This window comes from Psychrobacter sp. SCQQ22 (genome assembly GCF_015864605.1).
Classification (GTDB): Bacteria; Pseudomonadota; Gammaproteobacteria; order Pseudomonadales; family Moraxellaceae; genus Psychrobacter; species Psychrobacter fozii.
The window spans coordinates 311,680-327,406 of the sequence record NZ_JADYWZ010000002.1; the positions used below are offsets into that span (position 1 = coordinate 311,680).

At 42.2% G+C, this 15,727-nt stretch carries 10 protein-coding genes; 4 read left to right on the forward strand and 6 right to left on the reverse strand.

Going from position 1 to position 15,727, the window contains the following annotated elements; genetic code table 11:
• Positions 1-48 precede the first annotated feature (48 nt).
• From I6E84_RS04045 to I6E84_RS04070, 5 genes are all read right to left on the reverse strand, one after another.
• On the reverse strand, positions 49-1,296 hold the full coding sequence (locus I6E84_RS04045) for an NAD(P)/FAD-dependent oxidoreductase (RefSeq protein ID WP_197216307.1): 1,248 nt from the start codon (positions 1,294-1,296) through the stop codon (positions 49-51).
• 315 nt (positions 1,297-1,611) lie between these two features.
• Positions 1,612-4,107, reverse strand: a complete 2,496-nt coding sequence (locus I6E84_RS04050) for a DEAD/DEAH box helicase (protein ID WP_227681292.1) — start codon at positions 4,105-4,107, stop codon at positions 1,612-1,614.
• Positions 4,108-4,140: 33 nt separating this feature from the next.
• Positions 4,141-5,463 carry an ATP-binding protein gene (locus tag I6E84_RS04060; RefSeq protein WP_197216308.1) on the reverse strand — a complete coding sequence of 441 codons (1,323 nt, stop codon included), beginning with the start codon at positions 5,461-5,463 and terminating at the stop codon, positions 4,141-4,143.
• 48 nt (positions 5,464-5,511) lie between these two features.
• Positions 5,512-7,920: a TerB N-terminal domain-containing protein gene (locus I6E84_RS04065; RefSeq protein WP_197216310.1), complete on the reverse strand. Its 2,409-nt coding sequence runs from the start codon at positions 7,918-7,920 to the stop codon at positions 5,512-5,514.
• 128 nt (positions 7,921-8,048) lie between these two features.
• On the reverse strand, positions 8,049-10,229 hold the full coding sequence (locus tag I6E84_RS04070) for an ATP-dependent helicase (protein ID WP_197216312.1): 2,181 nt from the start codon (positions 10,227-10,229) through the stop codon (positions 8,049-8,051).
• Between the two features lie 373 nt (positions 10,230-10,602).
• Here I6E84_RS04070 and ychF point away from each other — a divergent pair, with 373 nt between their 5' ends.
• The 4 genes from ychF to I6E84_RS04090 all read left to right on the forward strand — a co-directional run bounded on the left by ychF (position 10,603) and on the right by I6E84_RS04090 (position 14,668).
• Positions 10,603-11,694, forward strand: coding sequence for a redox-regulated ATPase YchF (gene ychF, locus I6E84_RS04075; RefSeq protein ID WP_197175561.1), 1,092 nt, complete (start codon positions 10,603-10,605; stop codon positions 11,692-11,694).
• A gap of 129 nt (positions 11,695-11,823) precedes the next feature.
• Positions 11,824-12,369, forward strand: a complete 546-nt coding sequence (locus I6E84_RS04080) for a hypothetical protein (protein WP_197216314.1) — start codon at positions 11,824-11,826, stop codon at positions 12,367-12,369.
• Positions 12,370-12,449: 80 nt separating this feature from the next.
• Entirely contained in the window at positions 12,450-13,883 is a 1,434-nt protein-coding gene (locus tag I6E84_RS04085; RefSeq protein WP_197216316.1) for a deoxyguanosinetriphosphate triphosphohydrolase, read from the forward strand.
• 104 nt (positions 13,884-13,987) lie between these two features.
• A complete protein-coding gene (locus tag I6E84_RS04090; RefSeq protein ID WP_110923082.1) occupies positions 13,988-14,668 on the forward strand; it encodes a TetR family transcriptional regulator in 681 nt (226 codons plus the stop codon).
• A gap of 170 nt (positions 14,669-14,838) precedes the next feature.
• On the opposite strand, the gene I6E84_RS04095 is transcribed toward I6E84_RS04090, so the two are convergent.
• Positions 14,839-15,522, reverse strand: a complete 684-nt coding sequence (locus I6E84_RS04095) for a TetR/AcrR family transcriptional regulator (RefSeq protein WP_194197404.1) — start codon at positions 15,520-15,522, stop codon at positions 14,839-14,841.
• Positions 15,523-15,727 lie beyond the last annotated feature (205 nt).

Genomic DNA, 15,727 nt, shown 5'->3' on the forward strand with positions numbered 1-15,727 from the left:
CCTTCAATTTATTAATTTAAGTCTGTGCTAAATCTAACAGATATGCGCTTATTTTGAAAAACGCTGAGCACTAAATGGTGCAAGATTTACTAATGATGGCTTTTCATGAATCATTTCTTCAACCAGACGCCCTGTCATAGGCCCTAAGGTGAAACCCTGATGGCTATGACCAAATGCGAACCATAATTTTTCATGCTTGTCTGCAGGACCAATAACTGGCTTCATATCTGGCATACAAGGACGCGATCCTGCCCATGCTTCAGATTCTACCGCGTCTTCTAATGGTAAGATTTTGCGAGCCAGCTTCAGAACCGTTTTTAATTGACCAAAGTTCTTGGGCGCATCCATAGTGGTCATCTCAGCACCAGTCGTAATACGGATACCTTGCTGCATTGGGCCCATTACAAAGCCTTTGTCCATATCAAACATACTGTGATTGATGGTATTTTTTTCTGTCACTTTGAAATGCTGATGATAACCACGCATTGGGAACAATGGCAGATTATAACCAAGTGGTCTGATCAAGTCATTCGACCATGGACCCGCTGCAATGACCAACTTATCACTATAGTAAGTGTCATTATCAGTGATGATTTTCCAGCCTTCGCCATCTTTTACGATTTCTTTTACATCGCTCTCTTTGATCGTACCGCCCATCTCTTGAAAGTTTTTCGCATAGGCTTTTACTAGCGAGCTTGGGTTCGATACTTGCCAAGAGTTTTTCCAATGAATCGCACCAACGAAACCTTCAAAATTAGCACTAGGCTCCATGGCTTTTAGTGCTTCAAGGTTTAATACGTTATGTTCAACCCCTTGATTGCGTGCATCAATGGCTGCTGCTTGCGCTTCTTTAAATGTCTCTTCAGAACGATGCAGCTGTAACCAGCCGTCACGCGTGATTAGCTCGTCAGCACCAGATGCTTCAATCATTGTTTGATGTTCACTGGTGCAATGCTCAATCAGTGTCTGCCACTCTGATTCGATTTGCTTAACAGTCGCAGGTACAGAGTATTTCCAGTATTGTAACAGTGCTTGATGGTAACGCAGAATCGCTGGGATACGATAGCGAATATCAGTACCTTGGTTCGGTAATACTCTGATCATCTCAGTCAATTGACGAGGAAAAGGATGGGTGTGAATGGCTTCGCGCTGAATCAACCCAGCATTACCATACGAGGTCTCTGATCCTGGCAGCTTCTTGTCTAACATCAGTACTTGTGAATTGTTTTTTTGTAAATGCCACGCAACTGACGTGCCAACCATACCTGCACCGATAACGATCACTTCATAGCGCATAACCTATCCTTTTCTTAGGGTGTTAATACAGAGTATCAAATATGAGGGTCTAACAGAATTAGGTGGTAATAGTAACGCATTGAGCTAAATATTAAACCCTTATCTGCAAAATATTTTTGGGTTGAACACTTTTAGTTATGGGGTTTTTGAAAATGTATTTTTGATAGGAATAATTTAATAAGTTAACGAAGGTTTTGCCTTTAAATTATTCTTTCTAAACTGAATATATGTAATTCTAGTCAGTTATTTAGAAACGCTATTGAAATAATAAACATACTTTACAAGAAGGTGATATGTTGAGTAGCTTCAAAAACTTTATTTGTAATCAACTTCTCTTTCAAATAATAACTGTAACCATTCACTGAGACTATCAATATCAAAGGCCTTTGCACCATAGCCAAGATTTAATAAATCCTCAGGCAAATATTCATCGAACTTCTCAATTATCTTGTTGGGTACATTTTCGGCAAGTTCAGTAGCACTAGGCATAGCATTTGATGCTAAAAAGCTCAAAAACCTGATAATTTGAACCGAATCGACTTCGTGAACACAGATTACACCTGCATATGCTTCATTAGAGAATCCATGTTGCATAAGCAAAGCTGCTAGGGTATTAACGACTTTATCATCGCGCCACGTGAAAATGTAAGTATTGCCGTCTCGATCTATGATTGGTCGATGACGTAATTGACACCTATCAAAAGTCTCAATGCTTTCTTTGAAAAGTTCACGCGCTGTTTTATCAGCGAAGTCTACTTTTTTATCACCGACTGAAATAAGATAATCACCACTACTCAATATGTCGTACATTTCTTGGCGGACTCGGTCATGTATCGACATATCTCCGCCGCCATCAAAATCTGGAGGCTGACCGCCGCCTTGGACAGCGCTCACATAAATAACCTTTTTATCCATATCGATATCTTTGACTTGCCAGCGTATACCAGCGAAGATGATGTATTGTTCGGGTAGCAGCAGAGTAGTGACGGGTAATGTACCCAGTGTTTTACTACCAGCCACAAGACGATACTCTTCTGGCGTTTTAAACACCGCATAAAAAGTATAATGACCAACGATACGCTCGCCTACTACCCCTAACACTAATTGCTGATTGCCAAGCTGAGTAATCAGTTGCATCGCGCCCATTTGTGATAATAAGGATTTAAAATGAGTAGGTGTTATCTTTTGAAAAGGACCTTGTCTACATAGCAAAGTATAAATTTGATCGGCACGAATACCACCCCATTGACCGATAGTCGCTAGCACTTGATGCAGCAAAGTTGAAAAGTGATAAAGCGACGTATCTGCGGGCTCAAACCATCGGCTAGCGATAAGCAGTCTTATCATTGCTAATGACTGAATAAGCTGTAAGCGTAGTCTATCCACCAAGCTAGTATCGACATCGATTTGTTTTTCGGTGATGAGCATGCGTAGCACTGATGAACCGCCTCGCCTACCCGAGCGCCCAAGCCGTTGCCGCAAGCTTGAAACTGAATGCGGTGCTGTTACCTGTACAACAGAATCTACTTTACCGATATCGATACCTAGCTCTAAAGTCATCGTACAGACAGCAGTAGTCGGCAAATCCTCTTTTTGCAAACGCTGCTCTAATCCTTCTCTTAACTCTTTTGCTAACGAGCCATGATGAGGAAAAAACTCATTTGGAACGATGTTTTGTTCACATTTCTCACTTAGCAGTGTGGCTATAAGTTCAGTACGCTTACGGCTATTGGCAAAGATCAGGTGATTACCGCCACGACAAAAGCGATATAAATCCGTACATATTTGTGATTGAGCATCATAGGGAATCTCAAAATTACTACTTTTAATAATGGCACTCTCTAGACCAATACCTGTAAAATTTTCTTCTTCAGTTTTATTACTTTCATAATTAGTCTCAACACCATCAATTTGTACCATTTGCATTATCTGACTAGGTTCCATACCACCTTTTAGCTGAATATTAACATTTGAGGTTGAGTTAGTATCTTCGACAATAACGTAAGGTAGCAAGCTGTTAGAACGTAGCAATAAAGGAACCCTTTCTAAATCGCCCAAATCAGACTCAACGCTATTATTTTGCACCGCTTGCATTAGCTGACTAGGCTCTACGTAACCTTTTAGCTGAACTTTAACGTTCGAAGTCGATTCAGTGTCTTTAATAATGACGCAAGGTAAGGACTTATTAGGGCGTAGCGATAAAGGCACAGTTTCTATATCGCCCAAAGTGGCGCTAAGCGCGACCCTAGGAATAGGAGCATCTAACCGCCCCGCCACATGCTCAAGACGGTTCAGTAAGGACAATAAGTGCTGTCCACGCTCACTACCCAAAAACGCATGAAACTCATCTATGACAATATATTTTAGCTCACCAAAAGCTTGCTTTACCCATCCTGCATCTCTTATCAATAAGGATTCAAACGATTCAGGAGTAATCAAAATAATGCCTGAAGGTGACTTTTTCTGTTGTTTCTTTTTACTTAGCGGACTGTCGCCATGCCATGGAGTCACTTGCATGTCTAGTAGTTCCGCTAGACTTTGCAAGCGTCGATACTGGTCATTAATCAATGCTTTTAGCGGGCTGATATAAAGAATACCAACGCCCTTGTTTTGATGAGCAATAGCGCTGCAAGCAGGCAAAAAGAAAGCTTCTGTTTTACCTGCAGCGGTTGCCGCACTGATAAGCACATCCTTTTTTCCTGATAAAATAGGTGCGATAGCTTTGGATTGTACTTCGCGTAATCCGTGCCAGCCTTGGTTAAAAATCCAGCGTTGCACACGTTTATCAAGCTCGGTATGGGCATCTCTCAAAGTAATTTTCCGTCCTAAAGTTATATATCAAACTTATAAGCTAAAGTCTGCAAGTCCATCATCTTCATCCATGTCACTAAGGTCGCTCATATCGATGTCCATATCGGACGGCGTCTCAGGGTCGATAGCTACCGAATGAATGAGATGATCCCATGAGATCGTAGGGTTTTGGTCGATGACAGCTAGCATATCTAAAAATGCCTTGATGGTATTACGTGGCGTTCTAAAATAAGCATCACCAATCGTTTGGCTACAGTGTTGCAAAAAAGCTTGTAGTGACTCATCAGGCACTAGATATGCAGACTCATCACCGCCCGCATAAACGTGACGTAGGTTTTTCAGCAAGATATAAAGCTCCTCTGGCGTTAAACTAGCTAAATGTAATGCGGGAGATGAGTAATCAATAACCCCTGCCTTCTTGGCAAAGCTGTTGTCCGCTAAACGAGTTTGCAAGGCATCATAGCTATATAAACCCTTGCGCGGGTCGAGTAAGAACTCAGGAGTACCCCCTAATAAGAACCCTAAGTTCTCAGCCGTACCTTGCAAACAGTCATTTAATATACGCAGAATTTGCTCATAGTTACCTTGACGCGCTTGCGTACTATTGAGCTTATATAGATTGACCATCTCGTCCAAATTAACGAGCAATCCTTGATAACCTGCTTGGCGGACAAATAAGCTCATAATCTTTAGTGAATCATAAAAGGAAGCATCAGAAATAATAGTGCGCACACCTAAGTCCCGTCTGGCATCAGTCTTAGTAACGTATTCTGCACGTAACCAGCGAATAGCGTTGGCTTTTAACTCGTCATTACCCTCTTCGTGCCCTTGCCAATAAGCTTCAATGACTTTTGCAAAATCATAACCGCCTACCAACTCAGTCAATTCAGCTAAATTTTGTTGGATAACGTCACTGATAGCCTCTCCGCTACTGTCCGCTTGTTTGCGTGCTTCGGTAATAAAACGCTCAACCACACTAGCAAGCCCATTGCCATCAGGCTTATTGCGCGTCGATAAGTTACGCATCAGCTCAGAATATAAATTCCTCGCTTGGCCTGACGATGCTTGAATGCGTCTGTCAGGCGATAAATCCGCATTCACCGTGACCAATTTACGCTCAAGTGCAATGGCGCGAACCACGCTCAAAAAGAAAGTCTTGCCCGACCCATATTCCCCAATAATCAGCCGAAACGCAGAACCGCCATCAGCCACACGTTCAATATCATCTATCAAAGCTTTGAGCTCATTAATACGTCCCACTTGGATATGCTGAATACCAACTTTGGGGGTAACGCCAGCCTTGAGCGACTGGATAATCGCGTCGCGTTCTTTGGCTCTAATTTTTTTACCACTCATCTTTATTCCTTTTTAATCCACTATTTTTAGTGTGCTAATTTTTATATATTATAAATTCAAAGCATTTAACTCTTCGACAATCTCAAAATCAACTATGACTTCATCATCATCTTCTAGTACGGGTGCTTCAACGTTGTCATATGCCCAATCATTAATGGTCTCAATAGCACCATTTATCATCAAATTTAAAGATTCGCATAGCTTGTTGACGGCTTCACGTTGCCATACCTCGGCACTAATAAGCTCTTGATACAGTTTGCTGTGACTACTATCTAGTCCATTTATAATCGCCTCATTACCTGAACTATGATTATCAACAGGCGCGTTGCTCTGATGCTCAGTCACAGTCTTACTGTTTATCTTTAATAGTACACTCTCTTTTATATTATCTTCGCTTTCTTCATCTTCTACAGCAAAGATCTTACTTAGCATTGCTTTAGCCACTGCGGTCTCACGTTCATGTAGCGCCAACAGTTCGGCATCAAAACTAAATGAGCGGCTATTTTTGCCGTTATTGTCTTTGGTTTCGGGCGCATTATTTATGCCCATGTCTACTTTTTTATTCGTTGACAGCTGATGAATATCACTAGTCACCATCGTTCTATCCAGACCTAAAGCTTGATATAATTTTTCGATTTGTTTGATTTGACTGGGTTCAATATTGCCATTCGCTAAAGCAACGGTAATGATAAAACGGCTGATAAAGCCAATATATTGCGCGTCAAGATCAGCCAATGTCGCTTTTAGACCTGCCATATTTGCTGGGGTATTTAACTGCCATAGCAAATAAGCGGTCAGTGAGCTTTTTTCAATAGTGGTTAGTTGACTGTCTTGATTGAGCAGCGTCAATAGTGTATCTACTTCCCTTTTATCAACATAACCATTAATAGTCGCTACCATTGCTCCTAATCTCATAGTTAGGCTGACTTGATAGAACGACGAACTCGGCTCAAAATCTTCACAAGATGTACCATGACCGCCAGCAAATAACACAGCATAACCGTCCGATTGCAAGCGAGTCTGATGATAACGCTGGTCAGGTGCAACACCAAAGCCAGCCAGCTCCACCAAATTAACAACCAACTCGTTTTGCTTTTTACTTAGCATTTTGCTAGCGTTTTGTAGCGGGGATTCGTCTAAATATGCCCATAGCGCTTTAGTTGTTGTCAGCCCCTCATTTTTTTCTATAACAGAATTAGCCCAAGTTTTAAATTTATCAATTGCAGGATGGTGATGGTTATGAAGTAAGGGTTTTGGCAGTAGCATAACAGCGGCAATATCATCCGCCGAGCTGCTTTCTTTGCCTAGATAACGACTGTAAGCATCTAAAGAGTCATTGCATTGTTCAGCGATAGTTATAAGTTTTTTGACAGGTGCTCGCAGTACGCTTGGGTCTGGCAGGTCATCAAGCGTAAGTTCTACGCTAACGATAGAGCGACTGGCAGCGTTATAGCTGAGCTTAAGCCTAGTCTTATTGGCAGAAACCATAAGTCCGTTTGGATAAGTATCATAGTAAAAGATTTCGAACAAATCTTTGAACGTCTCTTCACAGCGCTTGGCGGGAGTTTTAAAGTTGTATTCATTAGAATATACCAGCCACTCCCATGCTAATGGTGCTGGAATAGGTAATTGCAACGCTACCACCTTTGCCAAACGCATCTTAAAGTTCAAATTTTGGCTAGTTACAGGTGGTGGTAGCAAATGCCCTGTTTGTATTTTATCTTCAAACAATAATGAACGGATGAGGGTCATAAACGCTAAAAAATGTGCTGAATAACTGTCGAACGAAGCAGACTGGCTGCCATAGATGCGATTGAGTCGTGTCACTTCTTCATAGATAGCCATAAACTCAGCATCGGAGACAACATCATCGTTAATATGTTCAATAATACGGCGCTCAAAACCGCCAAAATAAATGAACACATAGCCAATAGGCGTACTTGGATGCGCGCGATTTGAAGCTAGCCAATCAAGATAAGTACCTCGGCATTTAACGGACAAACGCTCGTAACTTGGCCAATAACCAAGCGATTCATCATGATAAATTGGCGATATACTGTAGATGACGTTTGGAGAGCTGGCAGGTAAACTATCATCGACTAGCGAAGGTTCAATACCAAACCCCGTTAGCATTGTAAGCTGACCGCCAACATAATGAAAACCGCGCTCAATAGAACGTCCTTTAATATTAAAGGCTTCGTTTTCTTTGAACCAGCGTCCTAACTGCTTATTGGCTGAAACACCAGAAGCATTGTTAGATTTACCAGATGAGATGATAAATGACGCGAAATCATCTGTATCGTCATTTTGACTAGACTGACTTACTCTATGTCGGTTATCGGGCTTTATATCAGGTGGTAAGTCTATAAAGGCGGGCTTTGTTGTTTTATTACCTTGAGCATCGGCATCATATTTTTGTCTAAAGAGTGCCTTTACATCGGCGATGAAATTCTTCATTAATTATAAAGTCCATGCTAAGTAGTACGAAGGTTGGTATAAAGAATCAGTCGCCAATACTATTCTAACAACAAACGTGCATTAATTATGCCTGTATTTTTATATTATTTATCGAATTACAATACCCTTCACCACCACACTGGGTCATCATTTTCCAGACTAGGATGTTTAGCTGTCTCTACCTTTACCTCATCCGTAGATAGCTCTGCGATGAAGCGTGATGGCTTGTCAAAATACCCTGAATAACTGGCAAAGTAATCAGGTGCCGTTAGATACAGTCTGGTCTTGGCTCGACTACAAGCAACATAGAATAATTTACGCTCTTCTTCCAACTCCTCAAAATCATCCAAAGAGCGATGGTGTGGCGTGATACCATCGACCAATGAATTGACAAATACCACTGGCCACTCTAGCCCTTTGGCACTGTGGATAGTCGAGATAGTGACTTTATCACTGTCATTATCATCAGGTTGACTGGTTGTGGCTACCGAATCATTGGGTGGATCGAGTGCCAAATTTTCTAAGAAGTTATCAAGGCTACTGTGTTCTGTTGCCAAGTTTTTGAGCACACGAAAGTCCTCGTTACGCTCTCGCCAATTCTCTTCAATCGTTTTTAAAACAGGAATATAGAACTCTAAAATATGCTCAATGACCGTCTCGACTGATTCAGCCTGATTTGCCTTCGTAAGCGTATTGTGTAAAGGCTCAAGCTGTTCGCTTTTTTTAGCAAACTTCGCTGTAAGTAGTGGCTCAAAGGAATTGTTATCCGCATTGATCGCTTGGGTCAAACGCGTTGCGGTAACTGTCCCAACGCCTTGGAATAAGGTCAAAATACGATGCCAAGCAATCGTATCATTGGGGTTGTAAAGAATTTTAATAAAGGCTAAAACGTCTTTGATATGTCGCCTTTCAACGAACTTTATACCACCCACCACGATAAATGGAATATGACGCTCCATAAACTCTAGCTGGACATAGTTGGACTGAAACGACGTGCGGCACAGTACCGCAAAATCATTGTAATCATGATCTGACTTTAGCTCGATGATTTTATCGGCGATATACTTGGCTTCTTTTGTCTCATTGGTTAGGCGGCTAAACACTGGCTTATGCCCACTTATCGATGCGCCAGAGTACAGTTGCTTTTGATAGCCTAGCGTTATTTGCTCAGACAAAGCATTGATATAATCCAAAACAGCGGGCGTACTACGATAATTTTGTTCGAGCTTAATGAGCTTGGCCTCAGGATAGGTCTCACCGAATAACAGAATGTTTTCATAATTGGCACCGCGAAAAGCATAAATACTTTGATTGTCATCACCAACGACCATCAGCGATACCGACTCAGGCTCACAAATCAAATCTATCAGCTGCTTTTGCGGAATATTGGTGTCTTGATATTCATCAACCATGATATAGCGATATTGGTTTTGTAGCATTTGCCGAAAGGTGTCGTTGGTCTTTAAATGGCGCACGACCTGACTGATAATATCGTCAAAGTCGTAGAGATGATTGGCACGCTTATACTCATGAAAATCGACTGCCAATTGCTCGATAATCGGAATATGTACGGCGATATCAGGATAATTGCTTTCGATTAAATCGCGGATATGAATACGTCTATTCCGAGAGCTAGAAATGATATTTTGCAGTGTCTTCTTACGCGGAAAGGCTTGGCTTTTGGTTTGCGCAGGATACTTTTTTTCTTTATGGATTAAGTCGATGGCATCTTCACTGTCGCCTGTATCTAAAATCGTAAATCGCGGATTGATACCGAGTAGACCTGAATACTGGCGCAGCAGCATATTGCAAAACGAATGAAATGTACCACTGGTGATGCTATTTAATGCTTTATCAGTTGGCAGCTTGTCTTCAGCCAACTCATCATTAGACAAGCTGCTTGCCAGCAAGAACTTAGCTCTATCTTTTATTTCATTGGCAGCTTTACGCGTAAAGGTCAGTAGCAACATGCTTTTGGGCGTGACCCCATTCTCTAACAAATAACTGGTGCGATACGTTAGCGTTTTAGTCTTACCTGAGCCAGCTCCTGCAATCACTAATACTTTGCCTTCGATAGTTGTGGCTGCTAATAATTGGTCGGGATTTAACTCACGGGCATAGTCTACTTTTAATCCTAATTCATGATTCAGCCTTTGATTTAACAGCTCAACATTTGCATCGTCATCAGCATCAATCAGATTTGCCTCTAGCTTTTTAATCGCCTTTTCCAGACGTGCCAACTTGGGCTTAATCTCCATGAAATTCTGTGGATAATTATAGTGGCGTGTGTCAAAGATCGTGGTAGTCATTGTAGGGTTTTGCCTTTCATTTTATTTTAGCTGCCTTTATCGATACGGCGCATTTATCATTTATACCTAGGGCGTGTCGTCAATTAGCACATTAATACATTTAGCGTTCATAATGAAGATTGCTCGTAAAGTGTAGCGAGTCACAAATGCTTATCTTTTATAAGCCTATAAGCCAAACTATTATTTTATAACACAGCTTACCATAATCGATAAAACAGCAAAATTGCCAGTCATGAGAAGAAGCAAAATCTCAGTATACAATACAACAACCTCACCCCTATTCCAGTAAATTTGCTACAATGTGCCCAATTTTGATTTATCATTTAACCAATCTTTATACCAACTGATTTTATTAATACATTGAGAGAATGTTATGGGTTTTAATTGCGGCATCGTCGGCCTACCAAACGTGGGTAAATCCACCTTGTTTAATGCGTTGACCAAAGCGGGTATCGCCGCTGAAAACTTTCCATTTTGTACCAAAGATCCCAACACGGGTATCGTACCAGTACCAGACCCACGCCTGAAGAAATTGGCTGACATCGTCAATCCAGAACGCGTGCTACCAACGACCATGGAGTTTGTTGATATCGCAGGTTTGGTTGCAGGCGCGTCAAAAGGCGAAGGTATGGGCAACCAGTTCCTAGCCAATATTCGTGAGACTGATGCGATTGCTCACGTCGTGCGCTGTTTTGATGATGACAACGTCGTCCACGTTGATGGCCGCGTTAGCCCAATTGATGACATCGAAACCATCAATACTGAGCTCGCATTGGCAGATTTAGAGGCCGTTGAGCGCGCTATATTCAACTTGACCAAAAAGGCCAAAGGCGGTGACAAAGACGCTGGTGCTATGCTTGATATCTTCAAAAAAATCGAACCATTATTAGCAGATGGTCAGGCAGCACGCGCCGCCAATCTCGATGCGGATGAGAAAAAACTCATCAGAAGCTATGGTTTAATCACGCTAAAGCCAACCATGTATATCGCTAACGTCTCTGAGGATGGTTTTGAGAACAATCCCTACCTTGATGCCGTTCGTAACTACGCCACTGGTGAAGACTCTATCGTCATCGCGCTGTGCAACCAAATCGAATCTGAAATCGCTCAGCTCGATGAAGATGACAAAAAAGACTTCCTAGCTGAGATGGACATGGAAGAAGCCGGTCTTGATCAAGTAATCCGTGGTGGTTATGACTTACTTGATATGCAAACTTACTTTACCGCTGGTGTTAAAGAAGTACGTGCTTGGACTGTCGCTATTGGCGCAACTGCCCCGCAAGCTGCTGGCGTGATTCATACTGATTTTGAGCGCGGCTTCATTCGTGCCGAAGTTATTGCGTATGATGATTTCATCGAACACAATGGTGAAAAAGGCGCAGCTGCTGCTGGTAAATCACGTTTAGAAGGCAAAACTTACATCGTACAAGATGGCGATGTGATGCATTTCCGTTTTAACGTATAACTTCAAGCGGTAAATAGCATTTAAAATTAATGAGCCGATGTTGGAGATTCTCCATCATCGGCTTTATTTTGTACGCTAATTGTTATATTATAACATATCTTTATTTTTGCTTATTTGAGGACGTATATTATGGCTGCTTATTTCTCTTTTTCTAAACTTGCAAGTGCTGCACTAATAGGAAGCGTAGTGACAGGCTCACTATTGGGCTGTCAGCCTAATAGTGAGACACCAGAACCTGAAAATGTAGTACAAATCGATGAGCATGAAACACATGAGCACGAAGAACATGAGGGAGAAGAACACGAAGGTCATGATGAGCATGAAGGACATGATGAACATGAAGGGCACGATCATGACGAGCACGAAGGACATGACCATGCCAGTGCAGGCACGCCATTTTCTTGTGAGCCTGCGGCTACTATCGATGTTTCTTACCATAGCGACAGTACACCGCAGACAGCGAACCTACTCATCGATGGTCTAGAGTACGATTTAACAGCTACTGCTGCTAGTGACGCTGACAAGGCCATTTACATGAGTGATATTGGCTTAGATGATACTCATGGCATCATCTGGCAAGTAAATGGCGACAAAGCAACCTTGCTCAATAAAACATTGGGCAGTAATGTGGCTATCGAAAAAGAAGAAGTGCTTTTTAACTGCCAAAAATCTTAATGTAGTTCTCTGACTATATATCTGTACCAAGGGCGCTATTTTGCTATGCTAGAGGCTCCCTTGGTTTCGGATGTTTTAATATGCTAAGTACACCAACCTCTTTGCCATCCCCTACCACACAATGGTCTTACCTTCTCAACTCACAGCGTCTTGGCGCTTCCAAAAAATTCAACGCCAATACAAGCACTCGCTCTCAGTTTCATAAAGACTATGACAGATTGGTGTTTTCGCACTCCTTTCGTCAGCTCAATCAAAAAACCCAAGTTCATCCGTTGACCAATCAGCTTGGCATCCATACTCGCTTAACCCATTCGCTTGAGGTTTCCTGTATTGGACGCTCTTTGGCCATGATGGCAGCAGAAAAGCTCCATGATAAATTAGGCAATGGTTTACCAGCAGGTATCTCGCCCGCGGATGTCGGCGTCATTGTACAAGCCGCCTGCCTCGCTCATGATATTGGCAACCCGCCTTTTGGTCATGCAGGAGAGTATGCCATTCGTGATTGGTTTATCAATCCGGATCGTCAAACGGTGTTGCAAGATCTGAATAACAACGAAAAATTAGACTTGCTAGCTTACGAAGGTAATGCGCAAGGGTTTCGACTATTGGCACGTAATGAGCATCATCCGGACAAAGGTGGCATGCGCCTCACTTGTGCGACCTTAGGTGCCTTTATGAAGTACCCTTGGCTGGCCACACATAGCAATCCTGATTTTCAAAGTCTTCATCAAAACGGCAGTGCAACCAATATACAAAAATTTGGCTGTTTCTATAGCGAGGCGGCGCAATTAGAAGAGCTGGCAGCTTGCTTAAATTTGCCGCGCTCTGAGCAACACGATGGCTTTGCCAGACACCCACTGGCGTATTTGCTAGAAGCGGCAGATGATATTTGCTATGCGTTGATAGATTTAGAAGATGGCATCAATCTAAACATGCTCACTTATCAGGAGGTTGCCACGATATTTTATGAGCTGATTGGTGAGCGCCCTGATAGTATTAACTTACCAGCACACATGTCCGTTAGACAGAGTCTTGCGTCATTGCGAGCACGAGCCATGATGCGTTTGGTAAACACGGTGACCGATGCCTTTGTTGCCAATAGTGATGCCCTGCTGGCCGGAAAGCTCCAAGGCAGTTTATTTGACCACTGTGATATCAGTGTGCAAAGTGGCATCAACCAAGCAAAACAGTTGGCACGTGAAAAAATATTCAATCACCCAAACAAAGTAAGAATGGAGTTAATGGCCAACCAATGCTTGCATCGTTTATTAGATGCTTTTATGCCATTGGCTTGGACAGGCAGTAGAGCAACATCTGACCCTCAATCCATGTCCTTTGAGCAGCAGCGTCTATCAAAGTTGCTACAGCCTCACCTTTGTGAGCATCGCCGCGAGCTATCAGATGATATCTATCACAATATTTTAAATATTTTAGATTTCGTTACTGGCATGAATGACCATGAAGCGTATCGATTGGCGCAGGAATTGCAAGGTCATTGGGGCACAATGGTTTAAAAGACCAGTGCAGGGTTAGTAAATTAATACAAGTTGCGTATTTCATTCGTATTTTTACGCTGAAATGAGTATGATAAACACCTACCGGACAATTTTGAAATATTATGAGCAGTCGCGAACAAAAGAAACTTCAAACTCGGCACGCCTTCTTTAATGCCGTACTCGATTTATGTATGACAGGGCAATCTTTTAGCTCTATCAGCCTAAGACAGGTCACGCGTGAAGTCGGTGTAGTGCCGACCGCATTTTATCGACATTTCGATGATATGGAATCGCTCGGACGTGCGTTGGTGGTTGAAGAGTTAGGAGGCACGTTGGCCATATTAAGCGATAGCTTACAGATTGGTCGCAAGCGTAGTTTCGATCGTCAAATTGCCAAGAGCATTCAGCTGTTTTTGTATATGGTGAGCGATCAGCCTTATTACTGGCAGTTTTTGGTCAGTGAACGTTATGGCGGATCGGAGTCTGTCCGTAAAGCCATCAATGAGCTCACAAAGAAGCACGCTCAAGGTTTGGCAGATGACCTAGCACTACAGCCAGCATTTACTCATATCAATGACTATGACCGTCGGTTATTGGCCGAAGCTGGAGTCAATATGTTCTTTTCTTGGATTATCGACTGGTTGGAGTTGACGTATACGGAAGACCATGATGACGAGATCGACTTGAACGAGATTGAAGAGAATAAACAGATGATGCTACATAACTGTACTCGTCAAGCACAGATGCTGTTTTATGGTGCTTATAATTGGAAATCTACGGAAGAAACCCTATTAGAAGACTAGCGTGCTGTAGAGCTCGGCATGCTTCATTAATTTTTAAAAGCTATAAAAAACTAAGTGCTGTGTGTTGCCATGATAAACATGACAACACACAGCACTTATAATGATATTGCTTATGACATGCAAACTGCATAGACAGTATTAAGAGGCAATATTAAAAGTCAATAAACCGCTTAATAATTGGTATTGCGATGCTCTTCTGACTCGGTCTCAATCTGTTCTACCAATTCCTGCATATCCTCATCCATCACCTCATCATCCACAGCGGGATAATGACTAGGCAACTCTAGTATTTGCTGGACGAACGCATAACGCAAAGTATCTCGGCGACCCAAGTAACGCTGATAAAAGCTTGAGTTTAATAGCCCAGCACCACCTTGACCCATCGCCCAAATAGACGACAAATAATCTCGCGTACTCAAACTGCTGTGCTCATCTTTCAAATAAGCACTGATGATATCAATCAGACGCTTCATACGCTGACGGCGGATATCATACAGCTCACCAAATAATCGATTGAGTCCTGTTACCGATGCGGCCAAACGCTCTTCGATTTGATTCAGTAGCATGGCTTTTTGTGGATTGAACAGCTGCTGAAAAATCATCCGAGCGACACCTGCCGATGGACAATCATCAATGCGATTGATATTAAACAGATGCTCTTCGTAACGGATAATAATACGCAAATAGAGCTCATCTTTGCTGGAGAAATGCTTATATAGTGTCCCTTTAGCCAAATCCAGCTGGTCTGCCAAACTGTCTAAAGTGATATCACCATCGCCCGACTCAAGTAGCAATTGCTCTGCCATCGCTAAGATATTTTCTTCTCGTACCTTGAACTGATGCTGACGACTCATAGTCTCTCCCAAAACTTAATAAGATTAAGCATATGACTGTCGTTTGCGTTAACACACTAACATCAAGAGTATGGAGCCATACAGAGACTGCGCGAGGTCGACAAGGAATATGCTCATATTTTCTAATATAGTCATTAGCAATCATATAATTACGCCTGCTTGGAGCAGGTCATTATAAGGCTACATGGTAAATGACTGATTGGTC